This window comes from Pedobacter sp. KH_004, from assembly GCF_057840755.1.
Window position 1 is genome coordinate 1,704,918 of record NZ_CM174519.1, and the last position, 24,034, is coordinate 1,728,951.

Here is a 24,034-nt window from a genome sequence, read left to right on the forward strand (position 1 = left end):
TTAAAATGATGAATCTATATAAACAAAAGATCCCATTCAAGTTAATGAACAGGATCTTAAATAATTTATGATTTTTTATTTTAGGTTGGTTACAATTTCTTTAGCTGCCTGATCATGACCTTCTATAACAGTAAGGGTTTTACCCGCCCACTCTTTTAGTTTTGCATCTTTGTTCTCCATACCATTTTTAAACAAAGAAATTGTTTTTTGATGATCGGTCACCATCATATCCATATAGTGTTTATCAAAGCTTGCGCCAGTCATTTTCTTCATTTCATCCAGATGGATCTGATCTTCTGCTGGAAGCGCATCCGGAGTTATAATTTTTTTATCTGTCGCCAACGCTTTTAGTTCTTTGTTGGCCTGAGTATGATCTGTCAGCATTTTAGCTGCGAAATCTTTCACTTTTTGATTGGAAGCGTTCTTCATCGCAATTTTTGCTGCTTCAACTTCCATAATACCACTTACAGCTGCTTTTCTCAAAAATGTTGCGCCAGCTTCATCCAAACCTGTTTCTATCACTTCACTTCCTGCAACGTGATTGCCGTTTACCATATTGGTATCGCCAACTACGCTATCTTTTGTAGTGGATGATTTTTTATCTGCCGTTTGGCAAGCGGTGAAACTTACTGCTAATGCAATTGCGGTTACATATAAAAATTTATTGCTCATTTTATTTTCGTTTTGTACGTAAACAAAACACCAATTAGCAGAAAAGGTTTTTTTGATGTTAGTCTTTATTGTAAGGATTTGAAATGGAAATTGCCATCTGGTTTTCGGGATTTTTTATCTGCGAAAATCCGAATTGTTTGTAGAGCCCATGTGCATCATGGGTAGCCAGCTGGTATCGTCTGAGATTTTGTAAATCAGGGTGGAAAATCATAAATGATATTAGTTTTTTAGCCAATCCCTTACCACGATAATCCTCTTCTACGTAAACATCGCACAGCCAGCCGAAAGTCGCTTTATCGGTTATCCACCGGGCAAAGCCTATTTGAATGCCACTTTTGTAGATGCCGAAACAAAGCGAATTTTGAATTGAAGCAGCAACAGTTTCTGCAGGGATATCCTTAGCCCAATATGATTCTTTACTTAAATACCTATGAATCCGATCTATCTGCAATAGTTCTTTCTGGTCTGAAAAAAGAAATCCATCTTCAATTACCTGCATTTTTATTCCTTTATTTTAATAAGCATTAACAGATTAAACTAACTAATTTCTCATGTTAATGAACTGCAATGGCTGGTCGAAATCTTCACCACGGCATAGAGAAATTACGGCTTGGAGGTCATCGATTTTTTTGGCGGTTACCCGAACCTGGTCGTCCATGATTGATGGTTGTACTTTTAAACCACTCGCTTTAATTTTAGCAACAACCTTTTTGGCGGCTTCTTTATCCAATCCTTCTTTAATGGTAATTTCCTTGCGAATCATATTGCCGGAAGCGATGATTTCTTTGCCAAAGTCAAGACTTTTTGGATCCAGATTTTGTTTCATCATCCTCGATATAATCGAACCTTCAATGGCTTTTAATCGCATGTCATCTTCCGTAACAATGGTTACAACGTTGGTTTTTTTATCCAAATCTACAGTACTTTTCGATCCATTGAAATCAAATCTATTGAGGATTTCTTTCTTGGCATTATTAATCGCATTATCAAGAGTTTGCGCATCAACTTTACTTACAATATCAAAAGAAGGCATGGTTTTAGCTTTTAAATTAAAAAATTAAGTAGATTTATTAGAAAATAATCGATCTCACAAAAAAACGAAAAATAATATGAAAACCACTAAAGCTAAGTCTCAAAAAAAAGCAACAAAAAAAGATGCTGCAAAACAGTTAGAGCAATCAATTACTTCGCAGTTTTTAGATGTAATTAAAAGCTTGGGCCATGATGCATCAGAAATTAGTTCAGAAGTTGCAAAAGCAAGCAAACGCGTAGCTAAAAAATTGACTAAAAAGTTTACGGTGATCAAATCAGATGTGGGTCATAAAATTGATGATTTATTAAAGTCGTCAAAATCAAAGGCCAATAAAAAGCCGGTTACAAAGGTTGTTACTAAAGCGGAAAAATCTGCAGCGAAAGTGGTTAAAAAAGCAGTTTCTAAAGCTAAACCGATTGTTCAAAGTGTTAAAGTTGCAGCAATTGCATCAGAGGAAAAAGTAGAAAAAGCGTTAGCTAAGCCAGTAGAAGCCATTAAAGAAACGGCAAGTAAAGTGACTGAAACGAAAGAAAATGCCCCTGCTAAAAAAGAAATAAGCAAAGTTGCTGCAACTGTAGTACCAAAATCAACAGAAAAAGCTATTAGCAAAACAACGTCTGCGGCTAAGAAAAAAGTAGCAACAGCAAAGAAAGACGCTACCGATACTAAAAAAGCAGTTCAAGATGAGGCAAAACCGTTAGCAAAAGACGTTGCAAAAGCAGCTGAAGAAACAGCAAAGCCAAAAAGTGTTAAAACGGCCGCTAAAAAATTGCTGTAGTTTTAGTTTTTTGTATTAACGTTAAACAATTCGTTAACGTTAACACTTTGATTTATTAACATCAATTTAACAAATTATTTTGCAGCTTTGAGCATCCCTGTACCCACGGGGATTTTTTATTTTTTTAGATGAGCAAGAAGAAAATACCATTTTTAAACCGCGAAATAAGCTGGTTGTATTTCAACGATCGTGTGTTACAAGAAGCGGCCGATGAAACCGTTCCACTCATCGAAAGGATTAAGTTTCTATCTATATTTTCTTCCAATCTGGAAGAGTTTTATCGGGTGCGGGTCGCAACAATGTCAAGGCTAACCAATTTAAACGATAAAGCAAAAGCGCTTTTGGGATTCAATCCGAAAAAAATCCTCAATGAGATTAAGAATATCGTAGTGAAACAGGAGCGAAAGTTCGATCAATTGTTTCAGGCTACGCTTATCAATGAGCTTGCTCAAAATAGAATCTTTATTTTGAATGATACCCAACTCAATGTGAGTAGAGGAGAGTTTGTGAAGAACCACTTTCGTGATAAAATTTTATCAAATCTGGTTCCGATAATGTTGGATATGGATAAACCTTTTCCAGAACTAAAAGATCGGTTTTTGTATTTCTTCGTGAAATTATCTAAAAAAGATACGAAAGTTAGAGAGAAGTATGCGCTAATCGAGATTCCGCCGAGTTTGCCACGTTTCCTGGTCTTGCCAGAAACCAACGACTTAAAGTTTATTATTCTTGCCGAAGATATTATCCGCTACTGCCTTGATGATATTTTCTATGTTTTTACTTACGATCATTTAGAAGCTTACTCTATTCAGTTAACACGAGATGCTGAATTGGATATAGATAAAAATATTGATGATAAGTTTATTGAAGACTTAAAGAGTAGTCTGGAAAAACGAAAGAAAGGCAAACCAATGCGTTTGCTTTACGATTCGGCAATGCCTTTGAACATGCTTACTGTTTTGGTAAACAAACTTAAACTAGATGCCGACAGTTTAATACCGGGCAATAGTTATCATAAATTTGGAGACTTTATCTCTTTTCCTAATGTAGGTAAGAAAGAATTGGAGTACGCACCAAACGTACCTTTAAAGGTGCATGATTTGCCACGTACGCAGAGTGTTTTTAGCAGAATTGCCCGTCGAGATTACCTGGTGAATTTACCTTACCAATCTTATGATTACATTATATTGTTTCTACGGGAAGCAGCAATTGATCCTAAAGTTACTGAAATTCAAATTACGTTATATCGCCTTGCTGAAAACTCGAAGGTAATTAACGCCTTAATAAATGCGGCAAAAAATGGCAAATCGGTTTCTGTAGTGTTGGAACTAAAAGCCAGGTTTGATGAACAAGCCAATATCTTTTGGACATCGAGGTTGATGGAAGAAGGTGTAAAAGTTAATTATGGCTTAACAGATTATAAGGTTCATTCCAAAATTTGCCTGGTTAAAAGAATAGAAAAAGATAAGCCTGTTTATTATGCAAATTTAGCTACAGGAAATTTCAATGAGAAAACTGCCGGGTTATATTGCGATCACAGTATTTTCACCGCTAAAAAGGAAATTACAAATGATCTGGTAAAACTATTTGATGCGTTAAACAAAAAAACAGTAACCAAAGGATTTAAACATTTAATCGTTTCTCCGCTGGAAAGCCGCTCAAAGCTGATCAATTTTATCAATAGAGAAATAAGAAATGCCAAAGCCGGAAAACTGGCTTATATTATGCTAAAAGTGAATAGTTTAGCTGATGAAGGCATCATTTCAAAGCTATACGATGCCAGTAATGCTGGTGTTAAAATTCAACTCATTGTTCGGGGAATTTGTTGTTTAGTTCCTGGTGTTAAAGGCTTTAGTGAAAACATAACCGCCATCAGTATTATCGATAAGTTTCTGGAGCATGCAAGGATTTACATTTTCAGCAATAATGGCAAAAATGATATGTACTTGTCATCTGCAGATTTAATGAGCAGAAACTTTGAGCATAGGGTAGAAGTAGGCTTTCCGGTTCTTGATCCCGAAGTAAAACAGGAAATTCAAGACATCATTGATCTTCAGTTGCAAGACAATACAAAATCACGACAAATTAACGCATCCAATAATAATAGATATCATAAAAATAGATTGAGCAAAAAGATTAGAGCTCAGGTTGATATTTATAACTACTTAAAAACCAAGCACCAATAATGTTAAGATATGCAGCTATAGATGTTGGCTCGAACGCAGTAAGATTGCTCATTGCCGACATCAGCAAAAGCGACGGAAAATATAAATATAAAAAGAACACTTTAATTAGAGTACCCTTACGCTTGGGCGATGATGCTTTTTTAGATCACCATATTTCTGAAAGAAAAGCGGGAGATTTGGTGAAAACGATGTCAGCCTTTAAAAGTTTGATGGATGTTTATCACGTTTCCGAATATTTGGCCTGTGCCACTTCAGCCATGCGTGAGGCTAGCAATGGACAGGATATCGTGAAAATGATTAAGGCACAAACGGATTTAAACCTCGAAATTATTGAGGGTCAGAGAGAAGCTAACATCATTTATGCTAACCACATAGAGGCCGATTTGGATGAAAATAAAACGTATTTATACATCGACGTTGGTGGTGGTAGCACCGAATTATCGGTATTTGTAAAAGGCGTACCAGAAGCTTCACGTTCGTTTAATATTGGTACGATTAGAATGTTGGATAACCAGGATAAAGAAGAAACCTGGGACGAAATGAAAGAATGGGTGAAGGAGCATACCAAGAATTACAAACAGTTGGCAGCAATTGGTACTGGAGGTAATATTAATAAACTATTTAGAATGAGTGATGAAAAGGATGGTGCCCCGCTATCAATTCAAAAACTAAATGCACTTTACAATAAATTAACCAGCTATTCTCTAAAAGAACGGATACATGAATTGGGTTTAAATCCTGATCGTGCTGACGTAATTATTCCTGCAAGTGAAATTTATTTGACCTTAATGAAATGGACAGGTATTAAACAAATTTTTGTTCCAAAAGTGGGAATGGCCGATGGAATTATTAAACTGTTAATTGAGGAAAAACTTGATTAAAAGCGGAAACTTCCAGCGAAAGCAAGTTTAAGAAAATGCCTCACTTCTTCATTCAAATCTTCTTTGGCGTAAATTCTCAAATGGTGATTATATTGTGAGGCTCCTGGTACTTTAGCGATTTTAACGAAACACAAATTATCATCGAAAGGCTTATTAAAAGGTAAAACGATATGAATAAAGTTTTTTCCAAATTGAGTGATGTAGGCAAAATCAAATGTAGAATGTAAAGCAACCATCGATTTTTTTGCATGTAGCTGAACGATGCCAATATCATTTATCTGCGCTATAAAAAAACGGAATAAACCTAAGGTATATTCCGTTTTTCCATTTAAAAAATCATCTGGTTTACCCAGAAACTATTCTTCTAATAATTTAGTGGCAGCCTCATCAGTAAAGAAAGTAAGCTTACCATCAATAGGATCAATGAGTTGAGACGGATATAAATCAAAATCCTTTTGTTCATCGCCAATTACATGTTTAATGGCTTCGGCTTTATTTTCTCCAAAGACAAGGAAAGCTATGTTTTCGGCTTTATTAATTAACGGGGCTGTAAAACTAACGCGATAAGTGTTTAGCTTTTCTACGAAAACAGAAGCTACATTTACTTCTTCATCCTTAACCAATGAAGTATGGGGGAAGATTGATGCGGTGTGTGCATCATCACCCATTCCTAATAAGATTAGATCGAAAACTAAATCTTCACCTTTGAAATGATTATCGATTGCTTTTTTATATTCAATTGCAGCTTTTTCTGGAGCCATTGTTGTATCAACATAAAAAATATGATCGTCTTTAATGTTTAATGGATCGAGTAGTGCCTTTTTTGCCATTAACCCGTTGTAATTTTCATCATTTGCCGGAACATTTCGCTCATCACCAAAAAAGAAATATACTTTTTCCCAATCAATTCTATGTTCGCATTCTTTCGCCAGAAAATGATAAAGTGCTTTGGGTGAACTACCTCCGGTCAAAACAAAATTAAAACGATCATTTTCCTCAATAGAAACCTCAGCAATTTTAATAATGTAATCTGCTAAATCTTCAGTGAGTTCTTCAATCGTTTTATATATTAATAAATTCATATTGCTAAATATTAAACATTATTGCGAGGCAAAAAGCAACCTCAATCACTTTAGTTGATTATTGCTTTTCGCCCAGCTATGAGGAGTTTTTACTCTTTATTTTTTAATGGTAAATTGAACCAATGGAAGCCATCTCTTGCAATAAGTGCCTCTGCTTCTTCTGGTCCCCAGCTATCGGCTGGATAATTTGGAAAGTTAATTGATTTTTTACTTTCCCAGGTATTTAAGATTGGCATTACCAATTCCCAGGCAGCTTCTACCTGATCGCCACGCATAAACAACGTTTGATCACCCATCATGGCATCCAATAATAGAGTTTCGTAAGCTTCTGGAGTGTCGCCCTCGTAAGTTCCTTTATAGTCAAATACCATATCAACAGGATTTAAAACCATATCCAAACCAGGTCTTTTTGCTTGCACCTGCATGCGAATACTCATTTCTGGCTGAATACTGATTACCAGGCGATTTTGTTGCCAGCTTTCTGTAACATCAGAAGAAAAAATTTGATGAGGAACATCTCTGAACTGAATTGTAATGAGAGATGAGGTTTGATTTAATCGCTTTCCAGTTCTTAAATAAAATGGAATTCCCTGCCATCTCCAGTTATCAATATGGAATTTTACAGCGGCGAAGGTTTCTGTATTGGAGTGTGGATCTACACCTTTTTCCTGACGATATCCCGGAACCTCTTTACCTTCAACCCAACCTTTGCTATATTGGCCACGTACGGTGTGGAAACGGATATCTTCAGCAGAGAACGGACGCATGGCTCTTAAAACCTCGACCTTACGGTTTCTAATTTCATCGGCATCAAAGTTGATTGGCGCTTCCATTCCTATTAAGCACAACAACTGCAAAAGGTGGTTTTGAATCATATCACGCAACGCACCAGCACCTTCATAATAACCACCCCGATCCGCAACACCCAACTGTTCGGTAACCGAAATCTGAACGTGATCGATATAAGATCTATTCCATAATGGTTCAAACAGTGCATTTGCAAACCTAAACGCCATCATGTTTTGCACCGTTTCTTTACCCAAGTAATGATCAATGCGGTAGATTTGCTTTTCGGTGAAAATAGTACTTAATAATGCATTAAGTTCTTTTGCAGACTCTAAATCATGACCAAATGGCTTCTCAATTACGATACGGCTATTGTCTTCATCTTCGGTAAGTTTATATTTTTGCAGGTATTCGGCAATAACAGGGAAAAAGTTTGGAGCCACGGCCAGGTAAAAAATCACCTGCGTATCTTTGCCATATTCTTTTTGGTATTTTTCTACTGCCGCTTTTAAATTCTCGAAGGTCTTGGGTTGAGCAAAATCTGTAGGACAATATCGAATGGTATCACCAAACGTATCCCATTTTTCTTTTTTAACTTTACCCGAGCGAGAAAATTCATTTACAGCTTCTTCTAGAGCGGTTTTGTAACTCTCATCGGTATACTCGGTTCTACCGGTGCCAATGATAGCAAATTGATCAGGCATGTAACCCTCAATAAATAAATTGTATAGCGCAGGTGCTAATTTTCTTTTATTTAAATCACCTGTACCACCAAATATTACAAATATTGTGGGGTTTAATGCGGTTTTGGTTTTCATTATATTTTTGGATTCTTAATCAAATTTATTACGATAATTTGTTCCAATCAGCATGGAATACGCCATCTTTATCTATACGTTCGAAGGTGTGAGCTCCGAAGAAATCTCTTTGTGCCTGTATTAAGTTTGAAGGCATTCGAGCAGTGGTAATGGTATCGAAATAGGTTAGGGTAGAGGCAAAAGCTGGAATTCCGATACCGGCATTGATGCAGGCTGAAATGCTTTTACGAGTACCGGCAAGTGTAGATTTAATAATCTCCTGGATACCGCTATCACCGAACAAGTGTTCCAACGAATTATCTTTTTCGTAAGCCTGGTAAATATCTTCTAAAAATTTAGCCCGGATAATACAACCACCCCTCCAAATTTTCGCAATTTCCTGCAGTTGAAGATCGTATTGATATTCTTTGGAGGCTTGTACTAGCAGGTGCATCCCTTGTGCGTAAGCGCTAATCATAGAAAAATAAAAAGCATTTTCTAAATCATCAACAGTGATATCAATTTTGTTTTCTTTTTTACCAAAAGCATCCTCAAGTGAAACTCTTAGTGCTTTAAATTTTGATAAATCGCGATTTGAAACTGCTTCATTAATGGTAGGCACCGGCAACTGAAGTTCCATTGAAACTTCTGAAGTCCATTTACCTGTTCCTTTTGAGCGGGCTTCATCTTTAATTTGATCTAAGAGATCATTTTGTGTTTCTGTATCTTTAAACAAGAATATTTCTGCAGTAATTTCTAAAAGGAAAGATTGTAGTCTGCCTTCATTCCATTTCTTAAATACATTGTAAATTTCATTGTTAGAATAACCCATCCCGTTTTTAAGTACACCGTAAACTTCTGCTATAAGTTCCATGATAGCGTACTCAATGCCGTTATGCACCATTTTTACGAAGTGACCGGAAGCACCTGGACCAATGTAAGTAACACATGGATCGCTACCTACTTTAGCAGCAACTGCATCGAAAACATCTTTAACCACGTTGTATGCTTGTTTATCTCCTCCAGGCATCATACTTGGTCCAAACCTTGCACCTTCTTCGCCACCAGAAATCCCCATTCCAAAGAAATGTAAACCATCTTTTTCCAATTCGTCAACGCGGCGGTTGGTATCTGTAAAGTGCGAATTTCCACTATCAATAATGATGTCGCCTTTACTCAACAAAGGTTTAAGTTCATTAATAACGCTATCCACAATTGGGCCGGCCGGCACTAACAAAATCAAGGTTCTTGGCGTTTGTAAACTACTGATAAAGGCTTTGATATCGTTAAATCCCTTAAGATTGTGCTCTTTTCCTTCATCTTCAAGTTTTGAGATCATCTTCTGATCTTTATCATAACCCGTAACGGAAAAACCTTTATCTGCCATGTTTAATAATAAGTTTCGGCCCATTGTGCCCAAACCTATCATCCCTAATTTGTAATTTTTAGAATCGTTATTTGACATTTCTTGCTCTTTTGCTTGTTACCCAAAATTAGGGTTTAGAAATTAATATTATTAATTGTGTTGTTATTTGATTGTAATAAAAAAACCAATTAGTGTATATTTTACACTTTGGGATTAACTGTAAATATATTGTATTTATCGGCCAATTTCCAAAGTTTAGCACCGCCTTTAATTCCATCTCTATTGGTTACCAGTTTCATGTTTTCATCTAGCTTAAAGTCTATCTGTTTCGAGTTGCCTCCGCCGATATAAAGCAAATCATAATTGAATACCGTTTTATAAGTTTCGATTACTTTTTTAAGGCGTTTGTTCCAACGTTCGCCACCTATCTTTTCAAAAGCTTTATTTCCGATATAATCGTCGTAATCTTCTTCTTTGTTTAACGGAAAGTGTGCAAGTTCCAAATGGGGTAACAGCTCGCCATCAAACAGAAGGGCGGTTCCAAAGCCGGTTCCAACAGTGAACACAATTTCGAATCCTTTTCCCTCAACTACGCCCAAACCTTGTTGATCGGCATCATTTACCAATCTTACTGGTTTATTGAGAGCATCTGCTACACGTTGAGCTAAATCGACATCAGCCCATTTGTTTTTTGCCAGATTAGGTGCAGTTTTTACAATCCCATTTTTTACATAGCCTGGAAAACCAATTGAAACCCTATTGAAAGTATTAGGGATAGGCTTAATTAACGCTTCAATACCGGATACAATATCTTTTGGTGTTGCACCTTCGGGAGTTTTACTTTTTAAATATTCTGATAACATATTCCCATCCTCGTCTAGCAATACTGTTTTAATACTTGTACCGCCTATATCGATAGATAAAATATTGGATTGATCGTTATTTGTTTTTGTTGCCATGTTGCAATTATTTATACTGAAACTGATTGATGCAAATTAATAGAATCAAAAAACATAAAACGAATAGAAAGGTATTTAATTTAAAATAGTAAACTACTAAATCTATATATTTAGTAGAATATTATTATGTTTGTCACGTTTTAAATTGATACAGAACTTTCATAATATGGGCTTAAATTATCTTGCATTTGCAATTCCTGCGTTTTTTATTTTTGTATTTATTGAATATAAAATCGCTCAAAGGCAAAAAAGGGAGAAAATTTTTAAATATGAAAGTACCGTAGCTAACTTTAGTGTAGGTATAGCCGAGCGCCTATTAAATCTGTTTATTGCAGCTAGTTTTTACCAGGTTTATGATTGGGTATATAGTAATTATGCTTTGTTTGATATTTCTACAAAATGGTACGTTTGGGTTTTGCTACTGTTGGCGACAGATTTAGTTTGGTATTGGTATCATCGACTGGGGCATGAAATTAATTTTTTATGGGCTGCACACATCGTTCATCACCAAAGCGAAGAATTCAACCTCTCTGCAGCGGCGAGAATCACCACTTTCCAGGCAGTTTTTAGAAATGTATTCTGGTGCATATTGCCCTTCATAGGTTTTCATCCTACTATGATCATTAGCATATTGTTGGTGCATGGGGCCTACTCATTTTTTACCCATACGCAAATGGTAGGGAAACTGGGTTGGTTAGAAAAGATTTTCATTACCCCATCGCTTCATGGAGTGCACCATGCAAGTGATGAAAAGTATTTGGATAAAAATTATGGTGATGTTTTCGTTTTTTGGGATAAACTTTTCGGTACTTTTCAGCAGGAGCAGGAGGCCCCAAAATACGGACTCACGCACCCATTAAAAAGTTATAGTTTTTTGTGGCAACATTTCCATTACTACCTCGAAATAGGAGAGGCCTACAAGCAAGCAAATGGTTTTAGGGCGAAATGGGATGCACTCTTTGGTAGTCCTGCATTGATGGACCAAAATATCAGGCTAATTTTAGAAAAGAGATTTGAACAAAATAAGATTAAGAAAAATTCTAGGGTAAATTTTAGGCCTTACCTGAATATTCAATTAATTTTGATTGTAGCCATGCTTACGGGGCTAACATTGTTTTTTAATATTATTGATTCGTGGGGGAAAATCGCCATCTCGTCTTTTATTCTGATTACTTTAATCAATATTGGTGCGCTCCTGGAGCAACGAAGATGGATCTATTATCTTGAATGCTTTCGTTTGATTTTAATTCTGGCTTACTTGTTTTATAGCTTAAATATTTTCAGCTTCGTTATTTTGCCAATATTCATACTTGTTATTTTAGAGAGAACAATTTCTTTAAGTAAAATTTACATTAAATACGTTTTTGATAGGTAAGAGCGTAGTGTTTGATATTTCTTTCTCTTTCATTTACTCTGACATGAGAATGTTACATACATCTTTTATTTTATTAAAAATGCTTTAATAACATTTTAGTTATATTGAAATATTTTCAATGTAACCAAATAATTACCGGTTCTTCTTTAGTGGCTTCCTGTTCGCAAATTATGCTGTAAATGTATGTATATATAGCTTGAAGCTCTTTTATCATACCTTCCTTTGATCGTATATCGAATTATTCTAGCGCTTCATTTTCTTTAATATAGAATTGCAGCGATTGAAAAAGATGATTATTTTCTGAAATTCGTAAATTGTTTTTAGTTTCGATTTGTTTTGTTAATTTTATTTATCGAAACCATTAATAATGGCAAAACGAACAATTCGTAATTTTATGAGCGTTTATTTTGTTTTCTTAATTGTTGCTTAACATATCCTTAATCTCGAAGGGCGTATTTTGCGACTATTCCGAAAGCGTAACAAACGAAGATTACTAATTAAAAAAGCTAATAACCGGATATAATATGAACAAACTTTTTACTAAAACTAGGTCCATGTTTTGGCATGGATCAAAAACTGTTGATGAAATCCCTAAGCGTCTTCAGTGTGATGAACAGAAGTCTTTTCTAGCAGTAGTAAGTCATCCCTTTTCATTTTATTTCAAAATTTTACTTATTGGGCTATTTCTTTCATCTACTCTGAGCCTGTTTGCGCAGCAGCCGGCACAACGCTTTGTAGTTAATGGAAAAGTGCTTGATGATGGAGATGGACAGCCTTTAGTGGGCACAACCATAAGCGATGGCGCTAGAAAGGTATTGGGAGTAACAAACGATAGCGGAGATTTTTCGGTTACGCTTCAAGGTGCTGGAACCATTTCATTCAACATGGTTGGATACACGGTTGTAAGCAGAAGTATTTCTAGTAATCTGACTGGACTAACCATCAGGCTGAAATCATCAAACAGCCAGTTAAATGAAGTGGTAGTAACTGCTCTAGGCATAAAACGAGAAGAAAAATCACTAGGTTATGCGGTTTCTAAATTAGATAGTACAGCATTCACCAATGCGGTATCAAGTAACTGGACGGATGCCTTATCTGGTAAGGTTGCTGGTTTAAATTTAGTTAGAAACAGCGGCCCTGCAGGTTCAAACAAAATAATTTTGCGTGGTGAGAATAATTTAACAGGTGATAACGAAGCATTAATTGTAATCGATGGTGTGGTTGCAAGTAGTTCGGCCAGGCGTACTGGCGGAACAGGCGGTGGCGTTTACGGTACATCAGGAGACATAATGCCGGCCGATTTTGGCAGTGGTTTAAACGATTTGAATCCCGATGATATTGAGAACGTTACTATTTTAAAAGGACCTGCGGCATCAGCATTATATGGTCAACGTGGTGCAAATGGGGCAATTATTATTACAACCAAATCTGCTGGCTTAAACCGAAAAAAAGTTAATATTTCATTTACATCAAATAGTGCATGGGAAGAAATAAACCGCAGTCCTGATAGGCAAACACAATACGGGGCAGGCGTTGCCGGAAATTCATACTTTTCTTACGCTGCGAGTGCTGATGGTGCAAACACAAGTGCCACAAGTTCTACATACGGGCCAGAGTTTGCTCCAGGTATGATGTTTTTTCAGTATGACCCTGCGACCAGAAATCAAGGGTTAACCAGAACTCCTTGGGTGGCTGCGCCTGATCCTGTCGATGCATTTTTTAAAACAGGGTTTGAGTCATCCAACTCATTCAGTATAGATGGTACTTTTAAAAAAGTTGGTTTACGTTTATCAGCAAGTCATGGAAATAATGAGTGGATTGTACCCAATACGGGCTTAGATAGAACAACAGTAGCCTTAAATGCAACAACCAACATCACTAAGAAATTAAATATTAATACTAAAATACAATACAGTAATCGAAATAGCGATAATTTGCCTGCAACAGGATATGGTAATCAATCGTTAATGTATTGGTTTATGTTTGCGCAACCTAATGTAAATATAGATTGGTATAAAGACTACTGGGCACCAGGGCAAGTTTTTAGACAGTTTACGAACTTAACCACAACTTTTCCTGAAGGGCCTTATGCAATTTCAGAACAATATTTAAATGGGCAGAGACGCAATGGTTGGTTAGGAAATATTCAAGCTACATATAAATTTACTGATGAACTTAGTCTGATGTTAAGAGCATCTGGCGATTTAAATAACGATGTTCGGGAAACCCGCCGTCCTTGGGATGCTGCCGGTAATAAATTTGCACAGGGTTCCTTCCGTGTAGCCGACATCCGTTCGTATGAAATAAGTGCTGACTTTTTATTAAGATATAATAAGAAGATCTCCAAAGATTTTCAAGTGACCGCTAGTGTAGGTGGTAGTCAAATGAGAAACCAATATAATAAATTAGAGAAAAGAGCCGATGGGTTAATTATTCCAAATCTTTATGATTTAACAAATAATCAGAATCCACTGGTATACGTTCCAGATACAGCTCAATTTAGACTGAACAGTTTTTATGCGCTAGGCTCTTTAAGTTATAAGAATTATCTTTTCTTAGATATCACAGCCCGTCAAGATTGGAACAGTACTTTAGCTACTATCACCAGAACTGATAATGTTGGTTTTTTCTATCCATCAGCAAGTTTGGCTTTTATTGCTTCGGATTATTGGAAGCTACCTAAGATGGTAAGCTTTGCCAAGTTAAGAGCTTCAATTGCACAAGTAGGTAGTGGAAGCACTGTTCCCTACAGAACCGCCTACAATTACTTGTATGCAAGCGACGGAATTTATCCGGATAGTGCGATGAACAATCCTCGTGTGTTGCCAAATCCTGATTTAAAACCGCTTATCACTACAACGGTTGAAGTGGGTATGGAACTAAAACTATTTAATAATAGATTAAATTTTGATTTTGCTGCATACAGCGGGAATACTAAAAACCAAATACTCAGTAGAATTATCGACAAATCTACAGGTTACAACTTGCAGGTTATAAATATAGGTAGGGTAGATAATAAAGGCATAGAGTTGGCTATTAATGGAACACCATTGAAATCAAGAGTTTTTAAATGGGAAGTAAATGCAAATTTTTCGGCCAATAGAAATAAAATTAGAGAGTTAGCGGATAGTTCAGTTGTATTACGCACTGGTGCCCTAGGTGGTGGCCAGGTGGTTGCCAACGTTGGCGGAAGCATGGGAGATATGTACGGAAGAGGTTATTTAAGATCTCCAGACGGTCAAATCGTATTTAACCCCCAAACTGGTGTTGCGCTTGAAAATCCAAATTTATTGTATTTGGGTAATACGTTACCACAATTTAGATTTGGTTTCGGATCAAACATCTCCTACAAGAATTTAAGTCTTGGCGCTCTGTTCGATGCACAGTTGGGTGCAGTTGGACATTCGTTAACATTTTCTAGAATGGCATCATTGGGTAAGCATACTATCACTTTACCAGGAAGATACAACGGTGTTGTTGGCGACGGCGTTCTTTCGAATCCAGATGGTACTTATAGAAAAAATGATGTAGTGGCTACTGATATGAATGCTTATTACGAATCTCTATATGGTAGCGGTCAAGCGGAGGGGAGCGTTTTTAGAACCGATTATTTAAAATTCAGAGAGGCCAATTTAACTTATAATTTTGGTCAAAAAGTGCTTAAAGGTCTTGGTTTCACCAAACTAAGCTTAGGTGTTTATGGCCGTAACTTATTTATTTGGTCGCCTTGGCCTGCATTCGATCCAGAGTTTGGAACTTTAGCCGGATCAGATATTGTTCAGGGATTTGAAACTGGGCAGTTGCCTTCAACCCGTACTTTTGGCGCCCGTTTAGTAGTTGGACTTTAACTTTATTTATCATGAAAAATTATAAACTTAAAATAACATATACATTTTTGGCCATTATCGGTTTGGCGGTATCATCTTGTACAAAAGATTTTACGGAGGTAAATACCGATCCTATTGGCAAAAGTACAACAAGCGCAAACCAATTACTTGCGCCGGCGCTGGTAGGAGTATTAAATACTAATATGGTCAGAAACTGGAATTTCAACAACCAGTTAATGCAAGTTACTGTTGAGATTAATGATTCTGAGGGTAGGGTTTTTAGGTATGATGTACGCAGAACGCTTGCAGATTATACCTGGAACAATTGGTATCTATATCTTACTGATTTAAAAGATATTTACAATATTGCGAGCAAACCAGAATCACTTAATAAGTCATATCAAGGCATATCATTGGTAGCACAAACCTGGGTATATCAATTACTAACCGATACTTATGGCGATATTCCTTTCAGCCAGGCGAATATGGGGAAAGAAGGTAATGTACAGCCTGCATTTGATAGACAAAAAGATATTTATACTGCGATGTTCGCTCAATTGGAGGAAGCAAATCAACTTTTAAAAGAAGGAACTCCTATTGTTGCTACTAGTGACCCTGTTTTTCAGGGAGATGTTTCTAAATGGAGGAGGTTCTGCAATTCTCTATATTTACGACTATTATTAAGAGTATCGGCCAAAAGCGAGGTTTCAACAAGTGTAATTGCTAAGATTAAACAGATTGTAGATACTAATCCGGCAGAATACCCGATTATGCAAGACAATACGCATACCGCCAAAATACTATGGAATGGAACCAATAGCAGCACAGCAGTTTATTCATCGCCGTTTATGGTAAATATACGTGCCGCCGACTTTAGAGGTATCCCTATCTGTGACTTCTTCCTAAGTAAATTAGTTAGTTGGGGTGATCCAAGAATGAATGGAAGTTTGGGAACAGGGAATGTTAACCGCTTTTGCATAGATCAAGCTCCAAATGGAGGTTTTGTAGGCGTTCCAAGTGGTTACGCACCTGGTTCTGGCGTTACTGTTTTATCACATTTTAATTCAGATGCTGATTCCAATAAACCGACATTACAAACCGATCGTTTTACAGGAATTATAATGAACACGGCGGAAGTTGATTTTATTTTAGCAGAAGCTGCTGCAAAAGGGTGGATTAGCGGGCCTACTGAAAAATATTATTATAAAGGAATGGTTGATGCCATTAACTATTGGCTGCCAAACTACATCAGTACCCCAACTGATAGTAGATTTATCGATTATATCACCGCTGCCGATTTGGAATGGGATCCAACATTGCCTTTAGAAAATACAACCTTAGGCAATACGAGCCAGCTGGAAATGATCCACATTCAAAAATATTATGCTTTGTTTTTGGTAGATATGCAACAATGGTTTGAGTTTAGAAGAACTGGCCATCCAATTCTACCTAAGGGACCAGGTTTAGTAAATAACCAAAAAATGCCAGCCAGGTTAAATTATCCGTTGGTTACCCAATCTACAAACCCAACAAGCTACAGTAATGCAATAGCCATACAGGGACCTGATGATATTAATACGTTAATGTGGTGGCAAAAGCCATAATCATAAAAAATTCATTTGAAAATTATGAAAAAGATATTAAAAAATGCGCTGTATGCATTAGTTTGCATGGCCTTTATAATAAGTTGCAAAAGAGATTCCGATTACGTAATTTCTACTCCAAGTTCTTTTATTCCGAACTTCGATTTGCGGAAGATATATACTAATGCTGATGTAAGTTTAAACCTCGAAAATATGCGTGGAGCGAGTATGATTAAGGGGCAGGTAATCTCCGATCATTCCACTAGAAATTTACCTGCAGGTTTGCTAATTATTCAAAATACCAGAATTGTTGGAGGAGCAGATTCTTTAAGAGGAATAGCCATTAATATTGGTGCCGATGCGGCTAAATATGTTCCAGGAGATTCGGTTCACGTTAAAATTGATGGTGGTGTTTTAAAGCGTGTAAATGGCTCAATGCAAATTACCGGAAAATCGGGTGCAGATGTAACTAAAATCGCTTCAGGAAAAACACTGTTCAATACGCGTGGATTTGGAAACTTAATTACCACCTATCCTGATCGGTATGACTGTACGTTACTTACCATCTACAAATGTACGTTTAACCCTACTTTACCAAGTTCTGAAACGCTGTCAGGTGAAAAAACAATTAATGATGGTACCGCAGATTTGACACTAGCAACCGATCCAAGCGCAACATTTGCGAATGTGAAACCGCCTTATTCTGGCAATTATAGGGGCATTATCATTAATAAAATGGTTAATGATAAGATCGTTCCACAACATCGTTTGATCAATCCTAATGACATAAACCCTTTAAGTTCAACTGTAGATGCGCCCGAGTGTATCATTAGTGGTTTTATCAGCGATGTTAATGGAGGCGATGGTAATAATGAATATGTCCAACTTCGGGCAACTAAAGATATTAATTTTGCAGTTACACCTTTCTCGTTAGTTGTAAGTAATAATGCTGGTGCATCTGTTCCTACTGGCGTACCGGCACAAGGTTGGGCAACTGGGCAACAAAGAACTTACAAAATTAATCTTACATCTGGAACAGTTGTAAAAGGAGAATTCTTCTATGTTGGCGGTATTAATAAACTTATAAATGGTGCAAATTCAACTTCTATTGCATCCTCAAAATGGATAAGAGCTTTAGATTATAATAAGGTAAGCGATAGATTCAATTCATCGAGCACTGTAACAGGCAATGCAACCACGGGACTATTTGCAAACAGTGGAAACGCGTTTGGCATGGCATTGTTTAGAGGAATTGAAGTTACCCAAGCCACCGCACCTATTGATGTGCTATGGGTCCATAGTGGTGGAAGTTTGTATCAAATTGGCGCAGCGCCAAATTATGGTGCCGGTTATAGAATTGGAAACACTGATATTTACGATATCATCAACCCACAAACCTTAGTGCCGCAACCGTATTACAGAGCAGGAACAAATACTCAGTCTTTAACTTATGCATTACCTGCAGATGCAGGCTACTTTTATGTTTTGGGTGGTGCTTATGATACGAAATTGAATAAATGGGTAAAAGCACGTACACAAACCACAATTATTTTAAGCAAAACTTCTACTATAACTGAAATAGAAGGCGCAAATGCCACTGAGATTAGGTAGCTGATTTATATCATCTAAATGAAAGTCAAAATGTTAGGAAAAAATTTCTTTGAATTTTCTCCTAACATTTAAAAAAAAAGCAACTTCAAATTCTAAACATCTCCCATTAAATTATCAATCACCAATACATATTCATCCTAAATGAACAGAAGATCGTTTATCCAAAAAACTGGATTACTTACCACAACTTTATTTGTAAGCTTAAAATCATACTCAGCTTTTTCTCTTCTAGATGTTGGTAATAAAATTAGCGGCCGGGTAACCGCTAAAGGAAAAGGTATTGCAAATGTGGTGGTATCAGATGGTTTTAATGTAATCCAAACTGATAAAAATGGCAAGTATACTATCGAAGTAAATCCTTTAGCAAGGTTTATTTGGATTAGCACACCATCAGGTTACGAGTTTACCACCGATAGTCATTTGGCAAAGTATTATGAACAGCTTAATGCCAAAACAGATTTAAATTTCGAGTTGAAGGCGATGAGACAAGATGATAATCGCCATAATTTTATCATTTGGGCCGATCCGCAGGTGAAGAATAAAAAAGATGTCGAGAAAATGATGACAACATCGGTTCCTGATACTAAAAAGGTAATTCAATCGATGGGAAATATTCCGATACACGGAATAACCGTTGGCGATATTGTTTGGGATAACCATGAATTATTTGTCGATTATAATCAAGCAGTGAAAGAAATGGGTATTCCATTTTTTCAATGTTTAGGTAACCATGATATGGATTACAGAATGGGTGGCGATGAGACTTCGGATAAGACATTTCAAGAGCATTACGGACCAACTTATTATTCTTTCAATCGCGGTAAAGCACACTATGTAGTAATGGATGATGTACGTTATCTAGGAGAAGAACGTAAATACGACGGCTATATCTCTCAAGCTCAACTAGATTGGTTGGCGAAAGATTTAAAGTTCGTAGATAAAGATGCGCTGGTTATCATCAATTTGCATATTCCAGTGCATAATTCGGTGAAAAACAATACAGATTTATATGCAGTTTTAAATGGATTTACCAATGTTCACATCATGTCTGGCCATACGCATTACATGCGTAATGTTATTACCGATGGAATTTTCGAACACAATCATGGTGCAGTTTGTGGTGCATGGTGGACTGGGCCAGTTTGTGAAGACGGAACACCAAGAGGTTACGGCGTTTACGAAGTAGATGGAAAAAATTTAAAGTGGTATTATAAATCAACAGGTTTAGATCGGAAAGAGCAGGTACATATTTATGTAGATGAATTGACCAATCAAAGAAGATTGATCGCCAATGTATGGAACTGGGATCCGAAATGGAAGGTGGAGTATTATCTTGATGGAAAAGCGATGGGAGAGATGGAGAACCAAAAAGGTTATGATCCACAAACGGTAACTTTATACAAAGGTGCGACGCTACCTGCAGGCAGAACTTTTCCTGAACCTCATTCTACCGAACATTTATTTCTTGCTCATTTTCCACCAGCTGTAAAAGAAGTAAAGGTGGTAGCAACAGATCGCTTCGGCGAAAAATTCGAAGCTGAATTCAAAGCTTAAATCTAGAAGGCAGATAACTTATAGCATTCAAAATAATTAATATGAAGTTTAAAGTAGCAGTATCAGTTTTTTGCGGCGCAACATTATTTGCGTCAGTTGGATTTTCTCAGCAAGCTAAATTTCCAGCATTCAGCGCAGAAGCCCACCGGGGAGGTCGCGGCCTTTACCCTGAAAACACCATTACAGCCATGTTGCAAACCATGAAAATTGATGGAATAACCACTTTGGAGATGGATACGCACATTACTAAAGATGGCAAAGTGGTGGTCACGCATGACGATTATTTAAGTCCGGCATTTATGCTTACGCCTGAGGGAAAGGAGATTCCTGTTACAGATGCGAAAAAATATCCTGTTTTCGGAATGAATTATGATGAGCTACGAAAATTCGATCTTGGAACCAAATATTTTGATCAGTTTCCAAAGCAGCAAAAATCAAAGCAATATATTCCATTATTAAATAGTTTGATCGATTCTGTTCAAGCCAAAACCAAGAAAACTAAAAGCAAGCAATTTTTCTACAACATCGAAACAAAATGTAGTGAAAAAGGCGATGGAGTGACCAATCCAGAGCCTGAGGTTTTTGTTAAACTATTAATGGATGTTATTGAGAAAAAGAAAATCATGCCTTATGTTGTCATTCAATCTTTCGACAAAAGAACGATTCAAATCATTAATAAAAAATATCCGAAGGTGAAGACTTCATTTCTGGTAGCCAATAAAAAAAGTTACGAAGAAAATATAGCTGATTTAGGTTATAAACCGTTTATCTTGAGTCCGGTTTGGCAGATGGTTAACGAAGAAATGGTTACTAAGGCACATGCTGATGGCGTTAAAATTGTGCCATGGACAGCCAATACAGCAGAAGATATTAAAAAGTTGAAAGCCCTTAAAGTTGATGGAATTATTTCTGATTATCCAGATGTTTTAGTGCAGACAAAGTTGTAGCTTCAAGCCTTTAAAAATCATTCACTATGAGAAGAAACTATCTCACATTATTAGTTAGCGTTATTATAGCCGCTCTACAAGGATATAATGTTGCCAATGCCCAAAGCGTCAAATGGGACAGTACTTATCGGCCGGGCAAATATGTAGAAATTGTAAACCGGTTTAATGCAGATCGTAAATCAAAGAAAGATTTTGTGTTTTTGGGTAATAGCATTACAGCCGGTACCGATTGGGCAAAACTGTTAGATCTACCTCAAGCAAAAAACAGAGGTATTTCTGGTGACATTACCTTCGGTGTATTAGAGCGTCTGCAAGATGTTATAGATGGTAAACCAGCAAAAATCTTTATCCTAATCGGAATAAATGATATTTCAAGAAATATCCCAGATAGCGTGATTTTAAGGAATTATAAAACAATGATTTCGCGGATTAGAAAAGGATCGAAAAGAACTCAAATTTATTTTAATACGCTGCTACCTGTAAATAGCTCTTTTGCCAAGTTCAAAAATCATTATGGTAAGGATGAACAAATTCTATGGTTAAACGAGGAAATTAAAAAGCTTAGCGCTAAAAATGTAACGGTTATTGATTTGTATTCAAATTTTACGGATCAAGATAAACATTTACGTGCCGAGCTTACTAAAGATGGACTTCATTTGATACCAGAAGGTTATAAGGTATGGGCAGACTTTTTGAAAAGTACAGGCTACCTCAATTAATGAGATTTCGATTTTAAAGGAAACGAAAAAAGCGTCCAAATTAATTGAACGCTTTTCTTATTTATCGAATATTTTCTTAATTCTTAACCTTGTGTAGGAGGATTTGAAACCACTGGCGCTTTATCTCTTTTGCCTTTGCCCATTCCTTTTCTCATTCTGTCACCTTTCTCTCTCGCTTCTGATCTCATGGCTTCCATTTTGGTTTTTTGTTCTGCTGTCAAAATGCCATCTATTTTGGCTTTCTGAGCTTGCATGGCTTCCTTACGTTCTTTCATCTTGCCTTTCATATCACCTTGATCAGCAGATCTCCATGTTTCTACCTTTTTAGCATTCTCTAGCTCAACGGCATAAATTTTCGTTTTCTGATCAGCAGTTAAGCTTAATTCTTTTTCTAATCTAGCCGTTGCCTTTTCCGCCCGCTGTTCTGCAGTCATTTTCGGCATTTGTCTTCTAGCTCTTTTTGTAGTGTCTTGAGCAAATGCAGCAGTGAAACCCATTACTGCGATTGCTATTGTTAAAATTGCTTCTTTCATGTCTATGTTTTTTATGTGTTTGTTTTCTAATAGATATGAAATAAGGCAAACGGTTTAATCGCGATAAGTTAAAAAGTGTTAATTTTTATTAAGCTGGGAAATGGATTTCTGCATTTGCGACATCATTTGGGTTAAGGTTTCCATTGTTGGATCTGGGGTTGGTTCAGGCAATGAAGTCGAAATATAGGCTTTTGCTTTCCAGATTTCCAAAATATCATCAGCCGCAATGGTATAAGGGTCGTATACTTTGTTATCTGATATCAACTTTAAATCTTTGTTTTCTTTAAATCGGTTACCCGCTCTTTTATAAACAACGCCTTCGTTTTTACTGATCACGATGTAGGTTTCGCCGGTTTTAACTTCATTCCAATTATCCAAATACTCACCAATTATTACACTACCCGGTTGAACCGGCAACATACTATCGCCCATAATTTCAAAAGCACGAAAAGTACCTTGCCTTAAAGCTGGGAGCGGCAATTGGAATTTTGGGAGATCGCTTATATATTGAGGATCAGAGAAACCATTTAAATAACCTGCACTTGCTTTCACAGGAACCAATTCTATATTTTCTCTATCATTTTGGTCAACAGATATACTTAGCACTCTCAAGTTTGAACCAGAACTTTTTGGTTTAGGTTTCCAGCTGTCACTTATCTTTTCATTGATAAATTCATCAATAGTAAGCTCGAAATACTCTGCTATTTTTTTTAGCAAGTCGTATTTTGGTTCTGCCCGGTCTTCCTCGTATGCACCAATAAGCGAACGCTTAATCTCCATCACATCGGCGAAATTTTGCTGTGTATGGCCTTTTTTCTTCCTGAGGTACTTTAAATTATTTGAAATATTCGACATAAAAATAAATTTTAAAATAAATTTGGAATTACTAAAATAGTTAGTAATTTTATGCTCATAAAGTTAGTAATATTATTTTGAATTGCAAGAGGGTATACTAAATAGTTTAGTTTTAATATTTAAATCTATTATAATGAAAAAGTTTGTTTACATCGTTACCGACAGAAACCGTACAAGCATGCATGTAGGCATGAGTTCTGATTTGATTAAGACATTGGATTTTTACAAGCAGATGCCGAACTTATTTTTCGATAATGGAAAGCAGTTAACGCGTTTAGTTTACTTTGAAGAGTTTAAAACCGAGCCACAGGCATTAGCTCGTTTTAAATTGATCAGCCGTTTTACCCGAATGCAAAAAGAAAGGTTGGTAAGATCTTGTAATCCGGATTGGATTGATTTAACAATTGGTTTAGATTTCGAAAATATTTTGCTGCACAGAAATATGACTAACCAGGTTAAATTAGCATTTACCAGTTTGTCTTAACAGTTA

At 36.5% G+C, this 24,034-nt stretch carries 21 protein-coding genes; 11 read left to right on the forward strand and 10 right to left on the reverse strand.

What is annotated here, in order from left to right:
• Nucleotides 1-75 precede the first annotated feature (75 nt).
• The 3 genes from AC3ITD_RS07160 to AC3ITD_RS07170 are packed head-to-tail and all read right to left on the reverse strand — an operon-like array spanning nucleotide 76 to nucleotide 1,705.
• Nucleotides 76-672: a DUF4142 domain-containing protein gene (locus AC3ITD_RS07160; RefSeq protein WP_489365309.1), complete on the reverse strand. Its 597-nt coding sequence runs from the start codon at nucleotides 670-672 to the stop codon at nucleotides 76-78.
• A gap of 58 nt (nucleotides 673-730) precedes the next feature.
• On the reverse strand, nucleotides 731-1,171 hold the full coding sequence (locus AC3ITD_RS07165; RefSeq protein WP_489365311.1) for a GNAT family N-acetyltransferase: 441 nt from the start codon (nucleotides 1,169-1,171) through the stop codon (nucleotides 731-733).
• A gap of 42 nt (nucleotides 1,172-1,213) precedes the next feature.
• On the reverse strand, nucleotides 1,214-1,705 hold the full coding sequence (locus AC3ITD_RS07170) for a YajQ family cyclic di-GMP-binding protein (RefSeq protein WP_463482491.1): 492 nt from the start codon (nucleotides 1,703-1,705) through the stop codon (nucleotides 1,214-1,216).
• 265 nt (nucleotides 1,706-1,970) lie between these two features.
• On the opposite strand from AC3ITD_RS07170, the gene AC3ITD_RS07175 reads away from it, so the two are divergent.
• The 3 genes from AC3ITD_RS07175 to AC3ITD_RS07185 all read left to right on the forward strand — a co-directional run bounded on the left by AC3ITD_RS07175 (nucleotide 1,971) and on the right by AC3ITD_RS07185 (nucleotide 5,550).
• Complete coding sequence (locus tag AC3ITD_RS07175; RefSeq protein WP_489365313.1) at nucleotides 1,971-2,483, forward strand: hypothetical protein; 513 nt, start codon at nucleotides 1,971-1,973, stop codon at nucleotides 2,481-2,483.
• A gap of 128 nt (nucleotides 2,484-2,611) precedes the next feature.
• Nucleotides 2,612-4,669 carry a polyphosphate kinase 1 gene (ppk1, locus tag AC3ITD_RS07180; protein ID WP_489365315.1) on the forward strand — a complete coding sequence of 686 codons (2,058 nt, stop codon included), beginning with the start codon at nucleotides 2,612-2,614 and terminating at the stop codon, nucleotides 4,667-4,669.
• Nucleotides 4,669-5,550 (forward strand): Ppx/GppA phosphatase family protein, encoded by an 882-nt coding sequence (locus tag AC3ITD_RS07185; RefSeq protein ID WP_489365317.1) that lies wholly within the window; start codon nucleotides 4,669-4,671, stop codon nucleotides 5,548-5,550. The genes ppk1 and AC3ITD_RS07185 overlap by 1 nt, the downstream gene beginning before the upstream one ends.
• On the opposite strand, the gene AC3ITD_RS07190 is transcribed toward AC3ITD_RS07185, so the two are convergent.
• From AC3ITD_RS07190 to AC3ITD_RS07210, 5 genes are all read right to left on the reverse strand, one after another.
• Nucleotides 5,547-5,903: a DUF5655 domain-containing protein gene (locus AC3ITD_RS07190; RefSeq protein WP_489366645.1), complete on the reverse strand. Its 357-nt coding sequence runs from the start codon at nucleotides 5,901-5,903 to the stop codon at nucleotides 5,547-5,549. The genes AC3ITD_RS07185 and AC3ITD_RS07190 overlap by 4 nt on opposite strands.
• A 3-nt stretch (nucleotides 5,904-5,906) precedes the next feature.
• The gene (gene pgl, locus AC3ITD_RS07195; RefSeq protein ID WP_489365319.1) at nucleotides 5,907-6,632 is read right to left on the reverse strand and encodes a 6-phosphogluconolactonase; all 726 of its coding nucleotides are present in this window, start codon (nucleotides 6,630-6,632) and stop codon (nucleotides 5,907-5,909) included.
• An 89-nt stretch (nucleotides 6,633-6,721) separates the two neighbouring features.
• Entirely contained in the window at nucleotides 6,722-8,236 is a 1,515-nt protein-coding gene (gene zwf, locus AC3ITD_RS07200; RefSeq protein ID WP_489365321.1) for a glucose-6-phosphate dehydrogenase, read from the reverse strand.
• A 28-nt stretch (nucleotides 8,237-8,264) separates the two neighbouring features.
• Nucleotides 8,265-9,680: an NADP-dependent phosphogluconate dehydrogenase gene (gene gndA, locus AC3ITD_RS07205; RefSeq protein WP_489365323.1), complete on the reverse strand. Its 1,416-nt coding sequence runs from the start codon at nucleotides 9,678-9,680 to the stop codon at nucleotides 8,265-8,267.
• A gap of 101 nt (nucleotides 9,681-9,781) precedes the next feature.
• Entirely contained in the window at nucleotides 9,782-10,540 is a 759-nt protein-coding gene (locus AC3ITD_RS07210) for an ROK family protein (protein WP_489365325.1), read from the reverse strand.
• A 166-nt stretch (nucleotides 10,541-10,706) separates the two neighbouring features.
• Here AC3ITD_RS07210 and AC3ITD_RS07215 point away from each other — a divergent pair, with 166 nt between their 5' ends.
• The 7 genes from AC3ITD_RS07215 (at nucleotide 10,707) to AC3ITD_RS07245 (ending at nucleotide 22,156) form a co-directional block, all read left to right on the forward strand.
• Complete coding sequence (locus AC3ITD_RS07215; RefSeq protein WP_489365327.1) at nucleotides 10,707-11,915, forward strand: sterol desaturase family protein; 1,209 nt, start codon at nucleotides 10,707-10,709, stop codon at nucleotides 11,913-11,915.
• Between the two features lie 524 nt (nucleotides 11,916-12,439).
• On the forward strand, nucleotides 12,440-15,763 hold the full coding sequence (locus AC3ITD_RS07220) for a SusC/RagA family TonB-linked outer membrane protein (RefSeq protein ID WP_489365329.1): 3,324 nt from the start codon (nucleotides 12,440-12,442) through the stop codon (nucleotides 15,761-15,763).
• 11 nt (nucleotides 15,764-15,774) lie between these two features.
• Entirely contained in the window at nucleotides 15,775-17,346 is a 1,572-nt protein-coding gene (locus AC3ITD_RS07225) for a SusD/RagB family nutrient-binding outer membrane lipoprotein (RefSeq protein WP_489365331.1), read from the forward strand.
• Between the two features lie 24 nt (nucleotides 17,347-17,370).
• Complete coding sequence (locus AC3ITD_RS07230) at nucleotides 17,371-18,936, forward strand: DUF5689 domain-containing protein (RefSeq protein ID WP_265800502.1); 1,566 nt, start codon at nucleotides 17,371-17,373, stop codon at nucleotides 18,934-18,936.
• Between the two features lie 141 nt (nucleotides 18,937-19,077).
• On the forward strand, nucleotides 19,078-20,490 hold the full coding sequence (locus tag AC3ITD_RS07235; protein WP_489365334.1) for a calcineurin-like phosphoesterase C-terminal domain-containing protein: 1,413 nt from the start codon (nucleotides 19,078-19,080) through the stop codon (nucleotides 20,488-20,490).
• A gap of 41 nt (nucleotides 20,491-20,531) precedes the next feature.
• A complete protein-coding gene (locus tag AC3ITD_RS07240) occupies nucleotides 20,532-21,437 on the forward strand; it encodes a glycerophosphodiester phosphodiesterase family protein (protein ID WP_489365336.1) in 906 nt (301 codons plus the stop codon).
• A 26-nt stretch (nucleotides 21,438-21,463) separates the two neighbouring features.
• Nucleotides 21,464-22,156 carry a GDSL-type esterase/lipase family protein gene (locus tag AC3ITD_RS07245; RefSeq protein ID WP_489365338.1) on the forward strand — a complete coding sequence of 231 codons (693 nt, stop codon included), beginning with the start codon at nucleotides 21,464-21,466 and terminating at the stop codon, nucleotides 22,154-22,156.
• Between the two features lie 83 nt (nucleotides 22,157-22,239).
• Here AC3ITD_RS07245 and AC3ITD_RS07250 read toward each other — a convergent pair whose 3' ends face one another.
• Together AC3ITD_RS07250 and AC3ITD_RS07255 are read right to left on the reverse strand one after the other, a co-directional pair.
• Nucleotides 22,240-22,689, reverse strand: a complete 450-nt coding sequence (locus AC3ITD_RS07250; protein WP_489365340.1) for a DUF4890 domain-containing protein — start codon at nucleotides 22,687-22,689, stop codon at nucleotides 22,240-22,242.
• A 78-nt stretch (nucleotides 22,690-22,767) separates the two neighbouring features.
• On the reverse strand, nucleotides 22,768-23,544 hold the full coding sequence (locus AC3ITD_RS07255) for a LexA family transcriptional regulator (protein ID WP_265798878.1): 777 nt from the start codon (nucleotides 23,542-23,544) through the stop codon (nucleotides 22,768-22,770).
• 133 nt (nucleotides 23,545-23,677) lie between these two features.
• Here AC3ITD_RS07255 and AC3ITD_RS07260 point away from each other — a divergent pair, with 133 nt between their 5' ends.
• Nucleotides 23,678-24,028, forward strand: coding sequence for a GIY-YIG nuclease family protein (locus AC3ITD_RS07260; protein WP_265798877.1), 351 nt, complete (start codon nucleotides 23,678-23,680; stop codon nucleotides 24,026-24,028).
• The last annotated feature ends 6 nt before the right edge of the window (nucleotides 24,029-24,034 follow it).